Below are 22300 nucleotides of genomic sequence, written 5' to 3' on the forward strand. Positions count from 1 at the left end.
GCTGCGGCGCGTGAGTGGCGCCTCGATTGAGGGCGATCTACGAGGCGAGCAGCTCGCCGAGCGCACCGCCGATAGCTTCGTCTTCGATGAGGAAGGCGTCGTGTCCGTACTCGGAGGAGATGAGCACCGGGGCATCGCCGTGGATGCTGTGTCGCAGACCCGCCGCGAGCTCCCGCTGGCCGGCCACCGGGAAATAGCGGTCGCTGTCGACGCCGAGCACGAGGCTTCGCGCCTCGACCTGTGCGAGTGCGGCGGCGGACCCGCCCCGGCCTCGGCCGGTATCGTGCGAGTTCATCGACTGCGTGAGCACGATGTAGCTGTTCGCGTCGAAGCGGCGGGTGAACTTGTTGCCGTGGAAGTCGAGGTAGGACTCGACGGCGAAGCGACCCTCACCACCCAATGGGTCGATGTCGGACTGCCAGCTGCGCTCGAACCGCTGGTTGAGTTCGGCTGCGGTGCGGTAATTGAGCATCGCCATGCGACGGGCCAGCGCGAGCCCTCGCGTCGGGCCGTCACCGTCGGGCGCGTCGTAGAACTCGCCGCCGCGGAACGCCGGGTCGGTGCGGATCGCCTCGATCTGCACTGAGTTCAATGCGATCTGATCGGCGGATGTCGCAGCCGGCGCTGCGAGTACGGCGATTCGCTCGACGGAGTCGGGTGCCATGATCGCCCACTCCAGCACGTGCATCGCGCCCATGGAGCCGCCGACGACGGCCGCGAAACGCTCGATGCCGAGTCCCCGTGCGAAGGCGATCTGCGCACGCACCTGGTCACGGATCGTCAGGAATGGGAACCTGGGACCCCACTCGGCTCGATCGGGCGCGAGCGATGCCGGGCCCGTTGAGCCCTGGCACCCGCCGAGCACGTTCGGGGCGACCACGAACCAACGGTCGGTGTCGATCGCGAGCCCTGGGCCGACGACTCCGGGCCACCAGCCTGCGCTGGGATGCGCCGGGCCGGCCGACCCGATCACGTGACTGTCGCCCGTCAGTGCGTGCAGCACGAGGATCGCGTTGTCGCGTGCGGGCGAGAGTGTGCCCCACTGCTCGTAGGCGATGCGGGCGGTCGGCAGCGTCTGGCCGGATTCGAGCGGGACATCGCCGATGTTCACGAACCGCCGGTCGCCGACGGGGTCGCCCTCACGCCAGGCGCCGGTCGTGGGCGGCCGGCCGGCGAGCGACGCAGCCCGCGCCTCGGTGACGATGCTCGCGGGCATCGCGTCAGCCGTCGTCTGCCAGTCCATGCTTCGATTCTTGCCGAGGCGGGCGGCCCGGCGTGCTTTGTTACGCCGGTCTCGAAGGTCGAAGGTCGAAGGTCGAAGGTCGAAGGTCGAAGGTCGTCGAGAGGTCGCAGATGGTGACGGAGACGACGCCGTGGTCGCCATCTACGACCTCTCGGTGATCGGAGCGTGCCGAGACGACGGATGCCGCGAGCTCGTGAGCTCGCGGCATCCGCAGGTCGTGTCGTGGTGGCTCAGACGCGCGCGGCCTCGGTGGCGGCACGCGCGGCGGCGAAGCCCGCCTCGAGGTCGGCCTTCAGGTCGTCGATGTTCTCGATGCCGACCGACAGGCGCACGAGCCCCGGCGTCACACCGCTCGTGAGCTGCTGCTCTGGAGTCAGCTGCGAGTGCGTCGTCGACGCCGGGTGGATGACGAGGGAACGCACATCGCCGATGTTCGCGAGGTGGCTGAAGAGCGAGAGGTTGTCGACGAGCGCCCGACCGGCGCCCACGCCACCTTTGAGCTCGAACGAGAGCACCGCGCCGACGCCCTTCGGGGCGTAGATGTTGGCCGCCGCGTACCACGGGCTCGAGGGTAGTCCCGAGTAGTTCACGCTCGCGACATCGGCGTGCGTGTCGAGCCACTCCGCGATCTCCTGTGCGTTCTGCACGTGGCGCTCGATGCGCAGCGACAGCGTCTCGATGCCCTGGATGAGCTGCCAGGCGCTCGCCGGAGCGATGGCCGCGCCGAGGTCGCGGAGCAGCTGCACGCGCGCCTTGATGATGTAGGCGAGGCCGTCGCCGACCGCGACCGTGTAGCTCGCACCGTGATATGAAGGGTCGGGTTCGGTCAGACCCGGGAACTTCTCGACGTTCTTCGACCACTCGAACGTGCCGCCGTCGACGATGACGCCGCCGATGACCGTGCCGTGGCCGCCGAGGAACTTGGTGGCCGAGTGCACGATGATGTCGGCGCCGTGCTCGAACGGACGGATCAGGTACGGCGTCGCGATCGTGTTGTCGACGATGAGCGGAACGCCCGACTCGTGCGCGACGTCGGAGACCTGGCGGATGTCGAGGATGTTGATCTTCGGGTTGCCGATCGTCTCGGCGAAGAAGAGCTTCGTGTTCGGGCGTACGGCGCGGCGCCACTCATCGGGATCGTCTTGATTCTCGACGAAGGTCGTCTCGATGCCGAGTTTCGCGAGCGTGTACTTGAAGAGGTTGTAGGTGCCGCCGTAGATCGACGACGACGAGACGATGTGGTCGCCCGCCTGGGCGATGTTCAGCACGGCGAACGTCGACGCAGACTGGCCCGACGCCACGAGGAGTGCGCCGCTGCCGCCCTCGAGCGCGGCGAGGCGCTCTTCGACCACGGCCTGCGTGGGGTTCTGGATGCGGGTGTAGATGTTGCCGAACTCCGCCAGCGCGAACAGGTTCTGCGCGTGCTCTGCGCTGTTGAACACGTATGAGGTGGTCTGGTAGATCGGCGTTGCACGCGCGTTGGTCACAGGGTCGGGTGCCGCGCCCGAGTGCACCTGCTTGGTCTCGAAACGCCAGTCGGCGGTGTCGCTCATGGAAGTCTCCTCAGTCGTCTCGCGCGGGTCCGCCGCGGCTTGGAGCCCACGTTAGGCGGGCACGGGTCGGCGGGCAACGGACGGTGCAACACGGCGTCACGCGTGGTATGCGCCTACTTGTCGTCGGGGTCGGGCGGCAGCACGATCGTGCCCGTCGCGGTCGACGCATCAGGCCGGAACAACCATCGGGCTCGCGGCTCGACGAGCGGCCGGAAGATCCGGCGCACGGGTTTCAGCGACAGCACGATCGAGATGCCGACACAGAAGACCATCATCGCCGGCAGCACCCAGAACGGCTGGTCGCCGGCGAGCAGGCCGGTCTCCCGGAATGGGAACAGCACGAAGGTGTGCAGCAGGTAGATATACATCGTCGCCGTGCCGAACGGCGTGAACCAGTGCGCGCTGCGCGGCATCAGTACGAGGAAGGCCACCGCGAGCACCATGGCGAACAGCAGCAACCCGAGCCGGATGGCCCCCGACCACGGCTCGTCGTACCCGATCGCCTGGTACGACTCGTCGTAGAGCATGAAGCGGCGAAGCTTCAGGTCTCGCCACGTCTCGATCGCGGCGGGCATCAGGGCGAGCGTCGCGCCGAAGAGCAGGATCGCACCGGCACGCCAGCGCCACGCCACCCCCGAACTGAGCTCCAGCCAGCGTCCGGTCAGCTGCCATTGGCGCAGTTTCCAGCCGAAGACGAAGAACGGCAACATGCCGAGGGTGCGCGACAGGGCGAGGGTCGAGTCGATCGTCTCGGTGTAGCCGGCACCGATCGAGATCGCGATCGCGATGAGCAGCGGGTAGCGCAGGAGCACGAGGTAGGGCAGCACGATGCGCCAGACAGCGAGGGCGATGAGGAACCAGAGCGTCCACGATGCCGTCGTGAAGTCGAGGGTGAATTCTCCGCCGAGCAGCCAGCGGATGATCGTCCAGATCGTCTCGAAGATGATGTAGGGGAAGACGATGTCGGTGAGGATCTGGCGCAGGGCCCTGGCGTTCGGTGGGCCCGACTTCGCGAAGTAGCCGCTCACCGTCACGAAGACGGCCACGTGGAACGAGTAGATGAACAGGTACACGCTGTACGCGCTGTCGGATTCGCCGATGAGCGGCAGGATTCCATGGCCGATGACCACGAGGGTGATCGCGATCCACCGGGCGTTGTCCCAGAGAGGGACACGTCTGCGTCGGTGCGGGGTCGCCTGCGGCCTCGTATGCATCAGTCCATTGTCGGTCAGCCCGCCGAGCTTGTCGAAGCGAGGCGGGCGGGGCCCTTCGACGGGCTCAGGGAACGGGGCCCTTCGACGGGCTCAGGGAACGGGGACGGGCGCAGCTCAGGGAACGGGGACGGGCGCAGCTCAGGGAACGGGGACGGGCGCAGCTCAGGGAACGCGGACCGGTACAGCTGATGGAACGTGGGTCGGCACGGCAGAATGGGCGCATGAGTGAACTGCGGGTGGTCGTGACCGGTGCGAGTTCGGGCATCGGGGAGGCGACCGTGCGGGCGTTCCGCGCCGCCGGCTGGAACGTCATCGGCGTCGCCCGCCGTGAAGACCGCCTGCGGGCACTCGAGGCCGAGACCGGGGCATCCGTCGTCGTGGCCGACCTCACGAAGCAAGCGGACGTCGACCGCCTCCGTGACCACCTCGCCGCGACCGGTCCCGTTCACGCCCTCGTGAACAACGCGGGCGGCGCCAAGGGGCTCGACTCGGTCGAAGCCTCCGACATCGACGACTGGGCCTGGATGCTCGAGGTCAACGTGCTCGCCCTGAAACGGGTGACGAGCGCCCTGCTGCCGCTGCTGCGGAAGGGCGCCGTCGAGCGCGGCGTCGCCGACATCGTGAACGTCACCTCGATCGCCGGACACACCGCCTACGTCGGCGGCGGCGGGTACAACGCCGCCAAGTTCGCCGCACACGCGCTCACCGAGGTGCTGCGGCTCGAGCTGAACGGCGAACCCCTGCGTGTCATCGAGGTCGCGCCGGGCATGGTGAAGACCGACGAGTTCGCACTCGTGCGCTTCGGCGGAGACCGCGCCCGCGCCGATGCGGTGTACGACGAAGTGCCCGAACCACTCGTGGCGGAGGACATCGCGGCGGTCATCGCCGACGCCGTGCTGAAACCACGACACGTCGACCTCGACCTCATCGTCGTGAAACCCGTTGCGCAGGCGGCTCCGTACCGACTCACGAAGGGGCCGCTGGTCGTGCGCGAGGAGGCGCCGTGACGCCGAAGCCCGAGCCGGCCGCCCCGCGACGACTCGCGTGGGAGCGTCGCACGACGGTGCCGCTGGTCTTGCTCGGCGTGGTCTTCATCGTCGCGTACTCGGTCTACGTGCTCGCGCCGTGGATCCCTCGGGGCCCGGACGCGCTGCTGTTCTGGATGCTCTTCGTCACGTGGGTAGTGTTCGTCGGCGACATCGTCGTGCGTATCCTGCTGACGCCTCGCGGCGGGCGCTGGGCATTTCTGCGGACGCACCCTGTCGACGCCCTCTCCGCGATCGTCCCCGTGTTCCGTGCGTTCCGCGTGCTCTCACTCCTGAGGCAGGTGCCGTACCTGCAGCGTCGCAGCGGAGCCGCCGTGCGTACCAACATCGTCATCTACGCGGCCAGCTACGCCGTGGTGTTCGTGTACTTCATCGCCCTTGCGACCCTGCAGGCCGAGCGGAACGCGCCCGGTGCGACCATCACGACGTTCGGCGATTCGATCTGGTGGGCGATCGTCACCGTCGCCACGGTCGGCTACGGCGATATGTACCCGATCACCGCCGAAGGCCGGTTCTACGCCGTGTTCCTCATGGCGGGCGGCGTCGCGATCGTCGGCACCGCGTCGGCGACGATCATCTCGCTGATCAACGAGCGCGTCGGGCAGGTTCGCGAGGCGCATCGCCACGATGACGAGCCTCCGGCCGACCGCGAGGCCTGAAGCGAGCGGATGCCGCGGCATCCGCTCGGCCGCAAGACACCGCCGTGCGGCAGATACCCTGACGACATGACTTTCGATGCCAATGACGCCGCGCACGGAATCGACGCCGTTCAGCGCGAGATCCTTACCTGGGACGAGTTCGGCGACGCAGCGCGATCACTCGCAGGTGACGTACTGCGCTCGGGCTTCCAGCCCGACGTGGTGATCGCCATCGCCCGCGGCGGGCTGCTGCTCGCGGGGGCGATCTCGTATGCGCTCGGCACGAAGGCGTGCGGTTCGATCAATGTCGAGTTCTACACCGGGATCGACGAACGCCTGCCCGAACCCGTGCTGCATCCGCCGATGCTCGATGCGCCAGCCCTCGGCCGCAAGCGCGTGCTGCTCGTCGATGACGTCTCCGACTCGGGCCGCACCCTTGCGAAGGTGCTGGCGCTCCTCATCGACGAAGGCGCCGACGTGCGCACCGCGACGCTCTACACGAAGTCGCACACCGTGCTCGCACCCGACTTCGACTATCGCCGCACCGACGACTGGATCGTCTTCCCGTGGTCGGCGCTGCCGCCCGTCGAGGCCCCGGCCGGCGCGGCGTGACCGCCCATTCGACCCGGGCGCCGCGACAGAACCGCGACGTGACCGGTGGTTGAGATGGCCAAGTCGCTCGACGAACTCGCCTCGACGGGGCTCATCGACCCCGAGTGGGCTGCCGCCCTCGCACCGGTGGCGCCGAAGATCGCCGCCCTCGGCGAGTTCCTGCGCGGCGAGACCGCGGCCGGCCGCGGCTACCTGCCGTCGGGCGACCGGGTGCTTCGCGCATTCGGCGCACCGCTCGGCGACGTGCGGGTGCTCATCGTCGGTCAGGATCCGTACCCCACGCCGGGGCATCCGATCGGGCTCTCCTTCGCCGTCGATCCGCACGTTCGACCGGTGCCTCGAAGCCTCCAGAACATCTACCGCGAGCTCGCCGACGATCTCGGAGTCGAGCCGCCGCCGCATGGCGACCTCACCCATTGGAGCGCGAACGGCGTGATGCTGCTCAATCGCGTGCTCACCGTGCAGCCCGGCGCCCCGGCCTCGCATCGCGGAAAGGGGTGGGAGGCGGTCACCGAACACGCGATCCGCACCCTCGTGGCGCGCGGCACCCCGCTCGTGGCGATCCTCTGGGGGCGCGACGCGCAGAACCTCAAACCGCTGCTCGGTGACACGCCGTTCATCGAATCGGTGCACCCGAGCCCGCTCTCGGCGTCACGCGGATTCTTCGGGTCCAAGCCGTTCAGCCGGGCGAACGCACTGCTCGAGGCGCAGGGCGCAGCCCCTGTCGACTGGAGCCTGCCGGCCTGAGCAGGCGTCAGCGCGGGCGTTCGGCCGCGAAACTCATCGGTAACACGGCGCGAGTAATCTGGGCGGCATGCTCGAAGAGGAATATCAGGAGCGCCGCGTACTGCCGCCCCACCTTCGTCACCCGCTGCCGGCCGAGACGCCCTTCGAGTATTCGCTCCGCGACGCGCGCGCAGCCGACCTGCCGGCGGTGCGCGAGATCTACAACTACTACGTCGCCAACTCGACCGTCACCTTCGACGAAGACGCCATGACGCTGAAGGAGTGGAAGGCGAAGTTCGCCTACCTGTCCAAGCTCGGCATGCCGTTCCTCGTCGCCGAGTCGCCGAGCGGCCAGTTGCTCGGCTACGCGCTCGTCTCGCCGTGGAAGCAGAAGCGCGCCTACCGCTACACCGTCGAGAACTCGATCTACCTCGGCCCCGCGGCATCCGGCAAGGGGCTCGGCCGGGTGCTGCTCGCCGACCTCATCGAGCGATCGAAGGCTGCGGGCCTCAAGGAGATGATCGCCGTCATCGCCGACCAGGGCGCAGAGGCGTCGATCGCGCTGCACGAGAAGTTCGGCTTCGAGGAGATCGGCCGCATGGGTCGCGTCGGGTTCAAGTTCGAGCGCTGGCTCGGCACGGTCCTGATGCAGAAGACACTGAAATAGCGAGCGGATGCCGCGAGCCCGCGTCGCTCAGATGAAGGCGTGATTCAGGTGAAGGCGGTGAACTCGACCTCGGCGGCGAGCATCGCGAGCATCGCCGAGGCCAGTCCGGTCGCGAGCAGGAGGCCGGGGTGGGCCAGGCCGATGACGATCCGGCGGAGCCTCGGGCGGGCGCCGAGCAACGCGACCGGCACTTCGCTCGCCGCGGGAGCCTCCTGCCAGCCCCGCAGGCGCGCGAGGAACCACGAGCAGCGCACGATGAGTGCCGCCCAGAGCACTCCGGCGGCGACCGGGGTCAGGGCCGCGAGCACCTGGAAGCCGATGCCGGTCAGTTCGTCTTCTTTGCCTTCGGCGGCGAGCTGGATGGAAGTCGAGATCGCGGCGCCCAGTACGACGGATCCCGACCACGCCACGAAGGCGAGCACGAGCGTCAGGTAGCGAGCGAAGAAGTGCCCGAAGACCGATGAACGATGCGCGAGATGGTCGCGCGGCGTTGCCCGGAGCACGAGGATCGTGGCGACGAGGCTCGGTCCGACCAGCACAATGAGCAGCAGCGCCCACGCCCAGGTCGGCCAGTCGAGCATCGCAGCGACGACGATGATCGCGCCGATGAGGCCGGCCCATACGGCACCCCAGGCCAGCGGATGCGCTGTGATCGACGCGCTGAGCTTCGAGGCGGCTCCAGACGCATCCGTGCCCGGCCGTGCCGAATCGTCCCGTGCGCGCATGGCCCCACGTTAGTGCCGGCGCGCAGCGCATCGCCGTAGGCTCGAAGCATGACGGCGCTGCACGACCACACGGCTCTCGAACTCCACCAGTTGCTGCAGGGGGGTGAGATCTCGCCCGTCGAACTCGCCGAGCACTACCTCGGCCGCATCGAACGGCTGAACCCCGAGGTGGGTGCGTTCGTGACGGTGACGGCGGAGGCCGCACTCGAGCGGGCGCGACAGGTCGAAGCCGAGGTGCCGAAGGCCGCGCCGCTCTGGGGTCTGCCGCTCGCCGACAAAGACCTGTACCAGAGGGCTCGGGTGCCGGTGCGGTTCGGGTCGCGGGTCTTCGCCGACTTCGTGCCCGACATCTCCGATGAGCTCGTGCAGGCCGTCGATGCGGCCGGTGCCGTGAGCCTCGGCAAGTCGCAGACGCCCGAGTTCGGGCTGCCCGCGTACACCGAGAGCCTGAGCGCGCCGCCGACGCGCAACCCGTGGCAGCTCGAGCTCGGCGCGGGAGGCTCGAGCGGGGGAGCGGCGGCAGCCGTGGCATCCGGAATGCTGCCGTTCGCGCCGGGCTCCGACGGCGGCGGGTCGATCCGCATCCCCGCGGCGTCCTGTGGTCTCGTCGGGGTGAAGCCGTCGCGCGGGCGCGTGCCAGCCGGTTCCGGGCTCACGAGCCTTGCGGGGCTCAGCGTGGCCGGCCCGATCGCTCGCACCGTCGCCGATGCCGCACTCCTCCTCGACGGCTTGATCGCGCCGACGGGCTATCCGGCGGCGCATCGCTTCGCAGTCCGGGCTCCGGGCGACGAAGGCCCGTACCTCGGTGCTGCCATTCGCGGCGAAGGTCGTTTCCAAGTGGGCGTGATGACCGACTCGCCATGGGACGACGCGTACGAGATCGGCATTGCACCGGAAGCCCGGGCGGCGCTGGAACTCGGCATCGAGGCACTCGACGGGCTGGGGCACGGCGTCGAGGCGATGGCGCCCGTACCCGAGCCGGGGTACTCCGACGCGTTCCGCACGATCTGGCAGGCGGGTGCCGCCACGATTCCCGTCGACGGCGAGGCCGAGGCGCTGCTCGAACCGCTGACCCGCTGGCTTCTGACTCGTGGCCGCGCGGTTCCGGCGCGCGAGCTCGCGGAGGCGCTCTCGTGGCTGACGGGGTTCGAGGAGCGCGTGATCAGGCGGTTCTCGTCGTTCGACGCGGTGCTCACCCCGGCGCTCGCCATGACGCCCAGGCCGGTCGGCTGGTACGACCCCGATGACGGCGAACACAATTTCGCGCAGCAGGTGCAGTTCACGCCGTTCACCTCGTTCGTCAACGTCGCAGGCCTGCCGGCGATCACGGTGCCCGTGTCCGAGACCGACGCGGGGGTGCCGATGGGTGTGCAGCTCATCGGCCGCCCGGGCGGCGAGGCCACGCTGTTCGCGCTCGCCGCACAACTCGAGCGCCGGGTGGGGCGCGCGGGGAGGCATCCGGCGATCTGGTGAGCCCGCCGGCTGCGACCTGACTGAGTGTTGTGTCGTGACTTGACGAGCTTAGGTAAGCCTCACCTATAGTGGAGGCATGCTCGGTCTCGACCTCACTCTCTCCTACAACGGTGCCCCAGTCGTGCACGGTGCGGAGATCCACCTCGAACCGGGCAAGGTCACCGCGCTCGTCGGCCCGAACGGCAGCGGCAAGTCGACGCTTCTTCGAGCCCTCGCCCGCCTTCACCAGCCCGATGCCGGCCGGGTGCTGCTCGCCGCCGACAACGGTCACACGATCAGCGAAGGCGCGCCCGGCGCCGAACCCGCCGACCTCCTCGAGCACGGCGTCGACGCCGCCACACTGAACGGTCGCGACTTCGCCCGCCGAGTGACGATGCTCGCCCAGAGCCGCCCCACCCCGGGCGGCATCACCGTGCGCGAGCTCGTGGAATTCGGGCGTCACCCGCACCGCGGCCGCTGGATCGCCGGCGACGCCGGAGGAGGCGAGATCGTCGCCCGAGCCATGAAACTCACGGGCGTCACCGCATTCGCCGACCAGCCCGTCGACCAGCTCTCGGGCGGGCAGATGCAGCGTGTCTGGCTCGCCTCCTGCCTCGCACAAGACACGAGCGTGCTCCTGCTCGACGAGCCGACCACCTACCTCGACCTGCGCTACCAGGTCGAACTCCTCGACCTCATCCGCGAGCTCGCCGACGAGCACGGTGTGACCATCGGCGTCGTGCTCCACGACCTCGACCAGGCTGCTGCCGTCGCCGACCGGGTGGTGCTGCTCGAATCCGGCCGCATCCGCGCCGTCGGCACGCCCGCACAGGTGCTCGTCTCCGACGTGCTGAGCTCGGCCTACGGCATTCGCGTCGACGTCGAGGTCGACGACCGGGGCTGCATCACAACGTGCCCCATCGGCCGGTACAACACCCGTCAACGCGTCGAACGACTCGCCGTCGCCTAGCGTCGGCTCGACCCCTCCACCCCCGCGCGTGGGACTCCCATGCCCGCGCGCCCATCGAAGGACACCATGAGAAGAGCTGCCGTGAATCGGCCGACCATCGCCCTGACCGCCATTGCCGCGGCATCCGTGCTGCTGCTCACCGGCTGCGGCACCACCGAGAACGCCGGTGAGGCGAGCGGCGAGGCCGCGATCGTCATCACCGATGACCGCGGCGAGAACATCGAACTGGCGGCACCGGCCGAGAAGATCGTCGCGCTCGAATGGAACACCGCGGAGAACCTGGTCGCGCTCGGCGTCATGCCCGTCGGCGTCGCCGATGTCAAAGGCTATGGCGACTGGGTCAAGTCGGAGCCCCTCGATGAGGGCGTGACGGATGTCGGAATGCGCGGTGAGCCCTCGGTCGACGCCGTCGCGGGCCTCGCACCCGACCTCGTGCTGACCACCAGCGACCTGTCGGAGTCGGTCATCGCCCAGATCGAGGAGTTCGCGCCCGTACTCGTGGTGCGCGGCGCCGACGCCTCGGACCCCATCGGGCAGATGGAGAAGAACCTCGAACGCATCGCCACCGCCACCGGTCAGGAGGCCGAGGGTGAAGAGGTGCTCGCCGGTTTCCAGGAGAAGCTCGCAGAGGGCACGGCGGCGCTCGCCGACGCCGGTCTCGCCGGCGCACCGTTCATGATGAGCGATGCCTGGCCCAGCGGCGGTCAGGTCTCGATCCGGCCGTTCGCCGAGGGTGCCCTGCTCGCCGCGGTCGCCGAGGAACTCGGTCTCGAGAACGCCTGGACCGGTGAGGGTGACGCCGACTACGGCCTCGACACCACCGACGTCGAGGGCCTGACCGGTGTCGGCGACGTGGAGTTCCTCTACATCGCCAACGGCGACATCGACCCGTACCAGAATGAGCTCGCCGGCAACGCAGTGTGGCAGTCGCTGCCCTTCGTACAGAGTGGCAAGGTGCACCGCCTGCCCGACGGTGTCTGGATGTTCGGCGGCCCCTCGTCGATGAACGACTACATCGATGCCGTCGTCGCCACCCTTGCCGGCTGACCAGGCCGCATCGTTGATTCCCGCGCCAGGCGGGGCCGCACGGCCCCGCCTGGGCGCGGTGCTCCTGCTCGCAGTCGGCCTCGTCATCGCGACGCTGCTCGCGGCGGTGCATGTCACGCAGGGCTCCGCGAGCGTCGGGCTGCCTGAGCTGCTCGGACTGCTCGGAGGCGGTTCCGACGATCAGTCGGCAGCCGTGCTCGTCGCCTCGCGGATGCCTCGGCTCGCCGCCGGCGTACTGGTGGGCGTCGCGCTCGGTGTCGCGGGGCTCGTGATGCAGAGCGTCTCACGCAATGTGCTCGCCTCGCCCGATACCCTCGCGGTGAACGCCGGATCGTATCTCGCCGTCGTCGCGGTGGCAGCGTTCGGCATCGTGGTGCCGGTTGTCGGCGGCGGGGTCGTCGCCTTCATCGGCGGTCTCGCGGCGGCCGGTCTCGTGCTCGCGCTCTCGGCTGGCGGTGGGCGCGGCGGGGGCACGGTGCGCCTCGTGCTCGCCGGATCGGCCATCGCGCTGGCGCTCATGGCGCTCACCACGATGCTGATCCTGCTCTACCCCGAACGCACCGAGGGGCTCTACTCCTGGGGCAACGGCAACCTCGCCCAGACGAGCATGGGTCCGATGCTGCAACTCGGACCCGTCGTGCTGCTGGCCGTCGCCGGCCTCTTCCTGTTCGCCCGCCAGTTCGACCTCATCGCCCTCGGCGATGACACCGCCACGGTGCTCGGCGTTCGGGTGCGTCGCACGCGGCTCATCGGCATCCTGATCGCGGTGCTGCTCTCGGCCGCCGCCGTCACCGTCGCGGGGCCGATCGGCTTCGTGGGTCTCGCGGCACCCGCGATCGTTCGGCTCATCGCCGTGCGGGTGCCCGGCATGCAACGGCACGTGCTGCTCATCCCCGCTGCCGCCCTGATGGGCGTCATCGTCGTGCTCGGTGCAGATGTGCTGCTGCGACTCGCATTCGGCGGCCAGGCCGCAGTGGAGGTTCCGACGGGCGTCGTCACCACGATCTTCGGCGCGGTCTTCCTCATCGCGCTCGCGATGCGGGCTCGGGCATCGTCGGACAGCGGCACCGGCTTCGTGATCGGCGCCGGACTCTCGCGGCGTGGTCGAGGGCTCGTGATCGCGGCATCCGCAGTGCTGCTCCTCGCGCTCGCCTTCGTATCGCTCCTGCTCGGCGACGCGAAGCTCCTCGGCGGCGACGTGCTCAACTGGATCACCGGCCAAGCCGGGCCGCTCGTCGAGTTCGTGATGAACACCCGCGCTCCCCGCGTCGCCGCGGCGATCCTCGCCGGCGCCGCGCTCGCGCTCGCGGGTACGGTCGTGCAGGCCGTCTCGCGAAACCCGCTCGCCGAGCCCGCGATCCTCGGCGTCACCGGGGGAGCGGGCGTCGGCGCAGTGGTCGTGATCACCTTCTGGCCGTTCGCGACGTTCCTCGGAGTGACGGTCGGCGGCCTCGCCGGGGCGGCGCTCGCCGCCCTCATCGTCTTCGGACTCGCGATGCGTGGCGGCCTCGCATCGACGCGGCTCATCCTGATCGGGCTGGGCGTCTCCGCAGCCGCGGGCGCCGTCACCTCGATGCTCATCATCGCGACCGACCCGTACAACGGGGCCAAGGCACTGACCTGGTTGTCGGGCTCGACGTACGGGCGAACGTTCCCGCAGTTGATTCCGCTCGCGCTCGTGATCCTCGCTTCGGTGCCGCTGCTCGCCTCGGCCCGCCGTGAGCTCGACCTGCTGGCCTTCGACGACGACACGCCGCGCGTTCTCGGCGTGCGGCTCGGTTCTGCACGCCTCGGTCTGCTCGCGGTCAGCGTCGTACTTGCGGCGACGGCGGTCGCGGCGGTCGGCGTCATCGGCTTCGTCGGGCTCGTCGCGCCGCACGCGGCGCGGGCGCTCGTGGGCTCGCGTCACGCCCTCGTGCTGCCCCTCGCGGCACTGCTCGGCGCGCTGCTCGTGTGCGTCGCCGATACTCTCGGCCGCACGCTCATCGCCCCCGCCCAACTGCCCGCCGGCCTGCTGACGGCGATCGTCGGCGCCCCCTACTTCGTCTGGCTGCTGTGGCGTTCGCGCCGCACCGCCTGAGAACTCGACAGGAGAGACCCCGCATGGCCAAGTCCGGATACCGCGTCTTCGACACCCGGGTCGGTGAGATCAGGCGGATGTCACCGCACTTCACGCGCGTGACGTTCCGCTCCGACAACCTCAGGGAGCTCGGCTGGGACGGCCCCGACCAACGCATCAAGGTCGTGCTGCCCCTCGAGGCGAGCGGATTCGATGAGGTGCCGATCGAGGCCGACTGGTACGCCGCGTGGCGGGCGTTGCCCGACGAGCGGCGCAACCCGATCCGCACGTACACGATCCGCGCTGCTCGCCCCGAATCGGGCGAACTCGACGTCGACTTCGTGGCCCACGGTGACAGCGGTCCTGCATCCCGCTGGATCGCTGGCGCCCGACCCGACGACCGCATGCTGATCGTCGCGCCCGACGCCACGAGTGACGAGGAGTCGGGCGGCTGGGAGTGGCACCCGGGCGCCGCCCGCACGCTCCTCATCGCAGGTGACGAGACCGCCGTTCCGGCGGTGGGCGCGATTCTCGAGCAACTGCCCGCCGATGCGCGCGGGGCGGTCTTCCTCGAGGTGCCCGAGGCCGACGACGCGTTGGAGCTCCGCGCACCGGTCGGCGTCGAGGTGAACTGGCTCCCGCGCGGCGAGCAGAGCGTCGAGTTCGGCGCTCGCCTCGTGGCAGCGGTCACGGAGTGGGCCGACGCGTGGGTGGCCGCCGAACCTGCCGCGGCCGCCGTACCGGCTGCCGCGCCCGCAGCGGTTCGTGAGCTGCCGGCGCTCGACGACGAGGACGTCGTGTGGGAGGTGCCCGAGGCGGCCGACGACGGCGGACTCTACGCCTGGCTCGCGGGCGAGGCCTCGGCGATCACGACCCTTCGGCGGCATCTCGTCAAGGGGCTCGGCGTCGACCGTCGCCGCGTCGCGTTCATGGGGTACTGGAAGCTCGGCCGCGCCGAGGGGTAGGCAGGTAGCCGCCCGCCTCGAGCCCGGCTTCGATCTCGAACCGGTTCTTCAGGGGGTCTCGCCCGGCGATGAGGTACAGCAGCGGGAAGAGCATCCCGTACTTCAGCCACTGCTCCTTGTGCACTGCCTCGTGACCGAGCACGCGGTCGCCGGAGTTGCGGTTCGTGAGATAGCAGCCGCCGACGCACGAGCCGCCACGGCCGAACGTCCACTTCGGCATGCCGCTGAAGATGAAGAGCCCGTGCTTGCGCTCGATCGGGCCCGTGCTCCAGATGAAGCCCCAGGTGAAGCCGACGGCGGTCGCCCACCAGTAGCCGAGGCGACTGATGGGCGAGCTCGTGAGGCTGATGCGGAGGACGGGCTCGCTCACGCTGCCGCCTCCGATGCGTCGATCGGGCCGTCGGTCGCTGCAGCGTCCGTCGACGCCGCGGCATCCACCGAGTCCGCGACATCCGCTGCCCCCGGCCTGCCGAGGGCTTCGAGCAATCGCAACCAGACCTCGCTCATCGTCGGAAAGGCCGGCACCGCGTGCCAGAGCCGGTCGATCGGTACCTCGCCGACGATCGCGATGGTCGCCGACTGCAGCAGCTCTGCGACGTCTTGACCGACGAAGGTCGCGCCGACCACCGTGTTGCGTTCGGCGTCGACGACGAGTCGTGCCTGACCTCGGTAGTCGTCGGCGAGGATGCCGGCACCGCTGACGGAGGCGAACGAGACGTCGGCGACGCGCACACGCCGCCTCTCGCGCTCGGCCGCGGCGAGCGTGAGCCCGACCGACACGCACTCGGGTTCGGCGAACACGACCTGCGGCACGGCGGAGTGGTCAGCGGTGGCGACGTGCGCGCCCCACGGCGCGGTCTGCTGCTCCCGTGCGAGCGCGCGCGCCGTGATCAGGTCGCCGACCGCGCGCGCCTGATACTTGCCCTGATGGGTCAGCAGAGCCCGATGATTGATGTCGCCCACGGCGTAGAGCCATGGCGCATCGTCGTTGCCGGTCGCTCCGCCCGCGAGCATCGTGTCGTCGACGACGACCCAGGCGCCGGGTTCGAGGCCGACGGTCTCGAGGCCGAGCTGCTCGGTGCGGGGCTTGCGCCCGGTGGCGACGAGCACTTCGTCGGCCGTCACGACCGCGCCGTCGTCGAGGGTGATGACGACCTCGCCGGAATCATTGCGCTCGACCCGCGAGGGTTGCACACCGAGGCGAACGGATGCCCCGAGCCCGCGCAGACCTTCGGCGACGGCCTCTCCGGCGAACGGCTCCATGCCGCCGATCAGGCCGCTGCGGGCGAGCACGGTGACCTCCGTGCCGAATCCGGCGTATGCGGTCGCCATCTCGACCGCGACGACGCCGCCGCCGATGATCGCGAGTCGCGCGGGCGGATCGGTGACGCTCGTTGCCTCGCGGCTCGTCCAGGCGAGGGCTTCGGCCAGACCGTCGATCGGTGGCACGACGGGGTCCGATCCCGTCGCCACGATAACCGCGTGCCGGGCGAGGAGCGTGATGCGAGTGCCGTCGGGACGTTCCACGATGACACGACGTTCGCCGTCGAGGCGGCCGTGGCCGCGCTCGAGGCCGATGTCGACGCTCGCCAGCCAGTCGGCACCGCCCTGGTCGTTCCAGTCGGAGACCCAGTAGTCGCGTCGGGCGAGCACCGCCGACACATCGAGAAGCCCGGTCACCGCTTCCCTGGCGCCGCCGACGCGTTGTGCCGCGCGCAGTGCGGCGGCGCTTCGCAGCAGCGTCTTCGAGGGAACGCACGCCCAGTAGGAGCATTCGCCGCCCACGAGTTCTCGTTCGACGAGCACGACTTCGAGCCCTGCGGCTCGAGCTCGATCCGCCGCGTTCTCTCCGACCGGCCCTCCGCCGATGACGATGACGTCGACTTCGCGTTCCATCCCGTTCCCCTCCGGCGTGCCGGCGCTCGCCGACGGCCTGGCTCAAGCCTAGGCAGAACGACGCCCCGGGGCATCCGGAATCAGCGTTGCTCGGCCGCTCCGCCAGAGGTCAGCGCGGCCACGAGGCGGAGGATCGTCGGCAGGTCGTCGTCGGCAGCCTGCGGCGATGCGGGGGCGAAGCCGGCGATCGCAGCGCCGGCGAGCGGGAACCGGGCGACGACCGCGCGCACGAGCGCCACGAGCTCGGTGGCACCGATACCGAACGGCATCGGATAGGAGAGCCCGGCGAGCGCCGAAGGGTCGAGCACGTCGAGATCGATGTGCACGAACACTTGCGACGCGCCGGTCGCTTCGAGCGCGGAGATCACGACCGTGGGGTCGGAGAGATCCTCCACGGTGAGCGTCGACACGCCGTGCGCGTCGATGAAGCGGCGCTCTTCGTCGTCGATCGCGCGGACGCCGCCGAGCACGAGCCGCTCGGGAGCGACACGGGTGTCGGGACCCAACGCGAGACCCTCGGCCCCCTCGCCGACGATGGCACGCAGTGTCATGCCGCCGAACCCGCCGGACGGCGAGGATTCGGGGGTGTTCAGGTCGGGGTGCGCGTCGAGCCAGAGCACCGCGAGGTCGCCGCCTGCGCGCGCGGAGGCGTGAGTGACCGACGCGAGGGAGGCGCCGCAGTCGCCGCCGATCGTGAGCGCCCAGTCAGGCACTCGGCGGAGGGCTTCGGCTGTGCGTTCACGTACCCGCACGAGCGTGCTGTAGCGCAGCACGCCCGTGCCGAGGGCCTCACCGGCTTCGACCGGCACTTCGACGACGATGGTCGACGATGCCGGCAGGTCGCCGAGGATGGCGTCCGCGCCGTCGGCATGACTCATGGCACGGGACGAGACAGACCCCTGCCAAAGGGGGACGACGACGAAGGTAGCTGGCATGTCCTCCAGTATCGCGCGGCGGCGCCGCAGTCGCATGCAAACGGCCGTGCCGCGCGAACCAAGCGCGACACGGCCAAGTGTCATCCGATCACTCGGAGGTGTTCATTCAGCCGCCGATGGCGCCCTGCGAACTGCCGCCGGCCTTCAGCGCGGCGAGGCGCGCGTCGACCTCGGAGAGCTCGCCGAGGTCGTCGAGCTCGTTGAACTGCGCGTCGAGGCTCGACGCGGCGAGCTCGGCCTGTCCGCGAACGACGGCCTCCTCGCGTCGGATCTTGTCTTCGAAGCGACCGATGTCGCTCGTCGGGTCGAGGATGTCGATCGACTTGACGGCGTCGTGCACCTGCTTCTGGGCCGCGGCCGTCTTCGAGCGGGCGACGAGCTCGGAGCGCTTGTTCTGCAGCTGGACGAGCTTCTCCTTCATGCCGTTCAGGCCGGCCTTCAGCTTGTCGACGACCTCGGTCTGCGCCGCAATCTGCGGTTCTGCGGCCTTCGCCTCATTCTCTGAGGAGATCTGGCGACTGAGGGCGACCTTGGCGAGGTTGTCGAACTTGTCGGCACCCGAAAGGTCGCCCGCCCTGCGCAGTTCGTCCCCCTTGCGGCTCGCCGCGACGGCCTTCTCGCCCCACTCGCGCGAGGCCTCGACGTCTTCGCGATGGTCGTCTTCGAGCAGACGCAGATTGCCGATCGTCTCGGCGATGGCGGCCTCGGCGTCGGCGATCGCGTTCGTGAAGTCGCGCACCATCTGATCGAGCATCAACTGCGGGTCTTCCGCCTGGTCGATGAGGTTGTTGACGTTGGCTCGCACGAGCTGCGAGATCCTTCCGAAGATGGACTGTTTTGCCATGGTCGTTCCTTTCGTGGTGATCGAAGTTCCGTCGTAACGGTCGTGGTCGGTCGGGGACTCAGCGTGCGCTCTGGCGCGGTTCGCTCCGGCGCGTCAGGGGGCTCAGAATCGGCCCCCGCTTCCGCGCCGCGAACGAGTCGCGGAGCCGCCGAAGCTGCCTGCCGAGCGGCCGCTGCTCCGCCCGCCGCCGAAGCCGCCCGAGGAGCGGCCTCCGCCACCGAAACCGCCACCTCGGCGGCGGCCGCCGCCGCCGAGAACCGAATTGATGAGGATGCCGCCGAGCACCGCACCGAAGATGTCGCCGCCGGAGCTGCCGCCACCGGTGGGTCCGCCGTAGCCGCCGCTCATGCCGCCGGTGCCGCCGAACCCGTTGACGTCGCGTTGCGCGTACGACATGGCCTCGGATGCGAGGCGTTCGGCCCGCTGGGCCGAGGTGAGGGCGGCGGCGGGGTTCGTCGCTGCGGCTCCTTCGGCCTCGACGAGCAGCCGGCCCGCCTCGGCGAGCCGCGTGCGCGCCTCGGCGCCGACCGCGCCGCGCCGGGCGACGAGGTAGTCTTCGGTCGCCTGCACCTGGGATCGCGCGGTCGTGAGGGCCCGGCCGAGTTGCGCTTGGGCGCGGGCGGCCTGCTCGGCGGCGTCTCGAACGCTCTGGATGGTCGCGTCGATCTCACCGTCTGCCTGCTCGAACCGTGCCTGCAACGCGAGGGGATCGCGCCCGGGAGCGCTGATCGCCGCTCGGATCGCGGCTGACTCGGCGGCGACCCGATCGGCGACGGCCGTCGCCGACTCGTTCGCGAGTCCACGTGCCGTTGCGACGTCGCGGTCGAGCTCGTCGACGCCCGCCGCCACAGTGCTGTCTGCGGTGGCGAGATCTGCCGCCAACCGTTCGACGGCGACCGTCAGCAGCTTGGTCTGGTCGACGGCCTCTTCGGCGGCCCGGATGCTGACGGCTGCCTGCGCGGCATCGCCCGCAGCGAGATCCGCGCTCGCGGCCGCGAGCGCCTCGCGGGCGAATCCGATGCGCGATTGCGCCTGCGTGAGATTGTCGGTCACAGGTGCGATGGCGGATGCCGCGTACTGCGCCGTGAGTGCGGCGAGCCGCTGGTCGGCCGGCGCAATCGCGGCTTCGGCCTCGGTCGCGGCGGCCGTCGCCCGCTCGAGTGCCGCGGGTGCGTCGCGCTCGAGCGCGCGCAATTCGTCGAACTGCTCGGCCTGTTCGTCGAGGAGCGCGTCGGCTTCGTCGGCCAGCTTGATGATGCCGCCGTACCATTCGCGCCGCTGCTCGTCGGTGTCGGGGGTCGCATCGTCGAGCTGCTGCTGCAGTGTGAACGCTTCGGCGAGCTTGGCCTTCGCGCTGACGAGGGCGGTCTTGAACGACTCGGTCGCGGCGTCACCGTAGGAGGCGACAGCGAAGCCGAGTTCCTCCTCGCTCGTCTTCACTGCGTCGTCGGCCTGCACGAGGGCGCTGCCGGCCTGTCGGCGCAGCTCGTCGATCGAGGGGAGCGGCACTCGGCCGGCGTCGGTGCCCGAGGCACGCTGCTTCTTGCGCCGGGCGAGCACGATCGCGATGATCGCGATGACGACGGCGGCGATGACGATGAACCAGACGAGTCCCCAGCCCCATCCGCCGCCGCCGGAATCGCCGGCGATGGCGTCGGCACCCGCGATCGCCGCGCCCGCCCAGTCGCCGTCGCGGAGCTTCGGCTCGATGACGTCGAGGCTGATGCGGTCGAGTTCGTCGTCGGAGAGTGCGGCGTCACTCGCCGCCGAGAGGTAGTAGGCGCCGCCGTCGACGGCGACCGCGAGCAGGTAGTCTTCGGCGCCGAGGTTGTTGGCGATGGCGGTTTCGTCGGCCCACGCCGTAGCGGTCGCGGGGTTCGTGAAGGTGCTGACGTAGGCGACGAAGAGCTGCCGACCGCTGCGGTCGGCGGCGGCGTCGAGTGCGGCCACGACCTCGTCGGTATCGCCGCCGAGGGCGTCGACGGTGTCGACCACGGGAGAGCCCGCTTCGAATGCGACGGGGTCTTCAGCCCATGCGATGCCGGTGGCGCCTGCTCCGATCACCGCCCCGGCGACGATCGCGAGAGCCGCGGACCATTTGCGTACTGCGCGCATGCACCAGTGCCTTTCAGCGTCCGAGCGGACGATCTCGATTCTATGGGGACGTTGCGTGCCCCGTCCATGTCGGGCCGGGGCGATCAACGTGAACGGTCGAACGAGCAGCCGACGAGGACGGAATTCCGGCGACGTCGTCGCGGGCGACGGCCCGGGCCGGTCAGGCCGGTTCAGCCGACGACGATCGCCGTCGGCGGCGAGACGAAGTGGTCGATCTCGCCCGCCACCGGATCGGAGAACATGACGACGGCGCTCACCCCGTATTCGCCGGGGGAGAGTGCGGGCAGGTCGGCCGGCAACGTCGGGGCGAGCTCGTCGTCGGGCGAGCAGCGACGAGTCTCGAACGTGCCCGTGAGTTCGATCGACGCGCCCGGTGCGAGTTCGAACGCCCGGGTCGCGGGGTCGGAATCGCCGCTCGTGTGCCACACCGTGACGTCCGACTCGGCGACCGTGAGCGCCGGGGAGAGCCCGAGCTGCCCGCTGACCGGCGTCTCGCCCGCGTTGGTCACCGTGACCAGTGCATCGACGGATGCCCCGGCCGGGGCGGCCCCGACGGTGGCGACGGTCACGATGAGCCGGCTCACCGCGGCATCCGATGCCGTTGCGACGGGCGCGCCGCACAGGTTGACCTTCTCGAGAGGTGAGAGCTTCAGCCCGAGCGCGTCGCCGGACGTCGAATCGCCGCCGACCTCGGGCGCCATGTCTGTTTCGGGTGCGGTGGCGGCCGCCGGCGCCTCGCTGAGCGACGAGTCGCCGGCCGTCGTCGACGTGCCGAGCCCGCTAGTGCCGACCACGACACCGCCGATGCCGAGCACGACCACCACCGCGGCTGCACCGCCGGCGATCGCCGTGCGCCGCGAGCGCCGGCGTGCACGGCTCGCCGCGAGCACGGCGTCGACGTCGATGGGGCGCGGCGTCGCGGCATCCGCTGAGGCTGTGAGTCGCTCGCCGATGCGCTCGCCCGCTTCGTTCCGCTCAGGTGCCGACATGACTGCCTCCCGTTCGCGCGGTGCGCTCGCCCGCCGGATCGATCGCAGAGGAGAGGGCCGTGAGTCCGTCGCTGAGGTACCGCTTGACTGCGCCCGAGCTGATGCCGAGCACCGCGGCGATCGCGTCGACCGTCAGGTCGTCGTAGTAGCGCAGCACGATGCACGCCGCCTGGCGCGGCGCCAACTGCCGCACCCGGGCGGCGAGGTCGAGCCGGTCGTCGCTCGCTGAGGCGGGTGACTCGACGGAGACCGGCGCGAGCGCGAGGTGCCGTACGCGCCGCCACGTTCCGTCGCGGCGCGAACGGTCGATGACGGCGTTCAGGATCGCCCGCCGCACGTAGGCCTCGGCACGGGGAAGCGTGAGTGCCATGCGCGGGCGCCCGAACGTGCGAACGAGGGCGTCCTGCACGAGGTCGGCCGCGTCGTCGACACTTCCCGTGAGCAGGTACGCGTAGCGGCTGAGCGCATCGCCGCGCTCGACGACGAGCGACGTTGCCACGGCGTCCCACGACCCGCCCACGCGTGCTCCTCCCGACGACGGCGTTCGCCCCCTCACCTGTTCAGACGAGTGGGTGCACGGTTTCGTTGGGGCCGCGACGAGAAA

The 22300-nt window shown here is 70.1% G+C and carries 21 protein-coding genes and 1 pseudogene; 10 read left to right on the forward strand and 12 right to left on the reverse strand.

Annotated features, from left to right (window positions below):
• Positions 1-37 precede the first annotated feature (37 nt).
• The 4 genes and pseudogenes from metX to AC1C2T_RS10445 form a co-directional block, all read right to left on the reverse strand.
• Positions 38-1243: a homoserine O-acetyltransferase MetX gene (metX, locus tag AC1C2T_RS10430; RefSeq protein WP_495385217.1), complete on the reverse strand. Its 1206-nt coding sequence runs from the start codon at positions 1241-1243 to the stop codon at positions 38-40.
• A 40-nt stretch (positions 1244-1283) separates the two neighbouring features.
• Complete coding sequence (locus AC1C2T_RS10435; RefSeq protein ID WP_495385218.1) at positions 1284-1451, reverse strand: hypothetical protein; 168 nt, start codon at positions 1449-1451, stop codon at positions 1284-1286.
• A 22-nt stretch (positions 1452-1473) separates the two neighbouring features.
• Positions 1474-2799: pseudogene (locus tag AC1C2T_RS10440) on the reverse strand (bifunctional o-acetylhomoserine/o-acetylserine sulfhydrylase); the annotation flags it as partial.
• Between the two features lie 110 nt (positions 2800-2909).
• Positions 2910-4010: an acyltransferase family protein gene (locus tag AC1C2T_RS10445; RefSeq protein ID WP_495385219.1), complete on the reverse strand. Its 1101-nt coding sequence runs from the start codon at positions 4008-4010 to the stop codon at positions 2910-2912.
• 221 nt (positions 4011-4231) lie between these two features.
• Between AC1C2T_RS10445 and AC1C2T_RS10450 the strand changes: the two genes are divergently transcribed.
• The 5 genes from AC1C2T_RS10450 to AC1C2T_RS10470 all read left to right on the forward strand — a co-directional run bounded on the left by AC1C2T_RS10450 (position 4232) and on the right by AC1C2T_RS10470 (position 7699).
• On the forward strand, positions 4232-5017 hold the full coding sequence (locus AC1C2T_RS10450) for an SDR family NAD(P)-dependent oxidoreductase (protein WP_495385220.1): 786 nt from the start codon (positions 4232-4234) through the stop codon (positions 5015-5017).
• Positions 5014-5715, forward strand: coding sequence for a potassium channel family protein (locus AC1C2T_RS10455; protein ID WP_495385221.1), 702 nt, complete (start codon positions 5014-5016; stop codon positions 5713-5715). The genes AC1C2T_RS10450 and AC1C2T_RS10455 overlap by 4 nt, the downstream gene beginning before the upstream one ends.
• A gap of 66 nt (positions 5716-5781) precedes the next feature.
• Entirely contained in the window at positions 5782-6306 is a 525-nt protein-coding gene (locus tag AC1C2T_RS10460; RefSeq protein ID WP_495385222.1) for a phosphoribosyltransferase, read from the forward strand.
• A 54-nt stretch (positions 6307-6360) separates the two neighbouring features.
• The gene (locus AC1C2T_RS10465; protein WP_495385223.1) at positions 6361-7053 is read left to right on the forward strand and encodes a uracil-DNA glycosylase; all 693 of its coding nucleotides are present in this window, start codon (positions 6361-6363) and stop codon (positions 7051-7053) included.
• A 67-nt stretch (positions 7054-7120) separates the two neighbouring features.
• Positions 7121-7699, forward strand: a complete 579-nt coding sequence (locus tag AC1C2T_RS10470) for a GNAT family N-acetyltransferase (RefSeq protein ID WP_495385224.1) — start codon at positions 7121-7123, stop codon at positions 7697-7699.
• A 44-nt stretch (positions 7700-7743) separates the two neighbouring features.
• On the opposite strand, the gene AC1C2T_RS10475 is transcribed toward AC1C2T_RS10470, so the two are convergent.
• On the reverse strand, positions 7744-8424 hold the full coding sequence (locus tag AC1C2T_RS10475) for a hypothetical protein (protein WP_495385225.1): 681 nt from the start codon (positions 8422-8424) through the stop codon (positions 7744-7746).
• A 48-nt stretch (positions 8425-8472) separates the two neighbouring features.
• Here AC1C2T_RS10475 and AC1C2T_RS10480 point away from each other — a divergent pair, with 48 nt between their 5' ends.
• The 5 genes from AC1C2T_RS10480 to AC1C2T_RS10500 all read left to right on the forward strand — a co-directional run bounded on the left by AC1C2T_RS10480 (position 8473) and on the right by AC1C2T_RS10500 (position 14917).
• The gene (locus tag AC1C2T_RS10480; RefSeq protein ID WP_495385226.1) at positions 8473-9897 is read left to right on the forward strand and encodes an amidase; all 1425 of its coding nucleotides are present in this window, start codon (positions 8473-8475) and stop codon (positions 9895-9897) included.
• Positions 9898-9973: 76 nt separating this feature from the next.
• On the forward strand, positions 9974-10846 hold the full coding sequence (locus AC1C2T_RS10485) for an ABC transporter ATP-binding protein (RefSeq protein WP_495362491.1): 873 nt from the start codon (positions 9974-9976) through the stop codon (positions 10844-10846).
• 81 nt (positions 10847-10927) lie between these two features.
• The gene (locus tag AC1C2T_RS10490) at positions 10928-11893 is read left to right on the forward strand and encodes an iron-siderophore ABC transporter substrate-binding protein (protein WP_495385227.1); all 966 of its coding nucleotides are present in this window, start codon (positions 10928-10930) and stop codon (positions 11891-11893) included.
• A complete protein-coding gene (locus AC1C2T_RS10495) occupies positions 11865-13973 on the forward strand; it encodes an iron ABC transporter permease (RefSeq protein ID WP_495362493.1) in 2109 nt (702 codons plus the stop codon). Before AC1C2T_RS10490 ends, AC1C2T_RS10495 begins: the two co-directional genes overlap by 29 nt.
• A gap of 23 nt (positions 13974-13996) precedes the next feature.
• On the forward strand, positions 13997-14917 hold the full coding sequence (locus AC1C2T_RS10500) for a siderophore-interacting protein (protein WP_495362494.1): 921 nt from the start codon (positions 13997-13999) through the stop codon (positions 14915-14917).
• On the opposite strand, the gene AC1C2T_RS10505 is transcribed toward AC1C2T_RS10500, so the two are convergent.
• The 7 genes from AC1C2T_RS10505 to AC1C2T_RS10535 all read right to left on the reverse strand — a co-directional run bounded on the left by AC1C2T_RS10505 (position 14880) and on the right by AC1C2T_RS10535 (position 22216).
• Positions 14880-15287 (reverse strand): Fe-S oxidoreductase, encoded by a 408-nt coding sequence (locus AC1C2T_RS10505; protein WP_495362495.1) that lies wholly within the window; start codon positions 15285-15287, stop codon positions 14880-14882. The two genes, AC1C2T_RS10500 and AC1C2T_RS10505, sit on opposite strands and share 38 nt — an antisense overlap.
• Positions 15284-16813 carry a dihydrolipoyl dehydrogenase family protein gene (locus AC1C2T_RS10510; RefSeq protein ID WP_495362496.1) on the reverse strand — a complete coding sequence of 510 codons (1530 nt, stop codon included), beginning with the start codon at positions 16811-16813 and terminating at the stop codon, positions 15284-15286. The genes AC1C2T_RS10505 and AC1C2T_RS10510 overlap by 4 nt, the downstream gene beginning before the upstream one ends.
• 80 nt (positions 16814-16893) lie before the next feature.
• Positions 16894-17691 (reverse strand): arginase family protein, encoded by a 798-nt coding sequence (locus AC1C2T_RS10515; RefSeq protein ID WP_495385228.1) that lies wholly within the window; start codon positions 17689-17691, stop codon positions 16894-16896.
• Positions 17692-17854: 163 nt separating this feature from the next.
• Complete coding sequence (locus AC1C2T_RS10520) at positions 17855-18592, reverse strand: PspA/IM30 family protein (protein WP_495362498.1); 738 nt, start codon at positions 18590-18592, stop codon at positions 17855-17857.
• A gap of 102 nt (positions 18593-18694) precedes the next feature.
• The gene (locus tag AC1C2T_RS10525) at positions 18695-20707 is read right to left on the reverse strand and encodes a TPM domain-containing protein (protein WP_495385229.1); all 2013 of its coding nucleotides are present in this window, start codon (positions 20705-20707) and stop codon (positions 18695-18697) included.
• Between the two features lie 170 nt (positions 20708-20877).
• Entirely contained in the window at positions 20878-21696 is an 819-nt protein-coding gene (locus AC1C2T_RS10530) for a hypothetical protein (RefSeq protein WP_495385230.1), read from the reverse strand.
• Positions 21683-22216, reverse strand: coding sequence for a sigma-70 family RNA polymerase sigma factor (locus tag AC1C2T_RS10535; protein WP_495362501.1), 534 nt, complete (start codon positions 22214-22216; stop codon positions 21683-21685). The genes AC1C2T_RS10530 and AC1C2T_RS10535 overlap by 14 nt, the downstream gene beginning before the upstream one ends.
• Positions 22217-22300 lie beyond the last annotated feature (84 nt).

It is taken from the genome of Agromyces sp. Y558 (assembly GCF_059445415.1).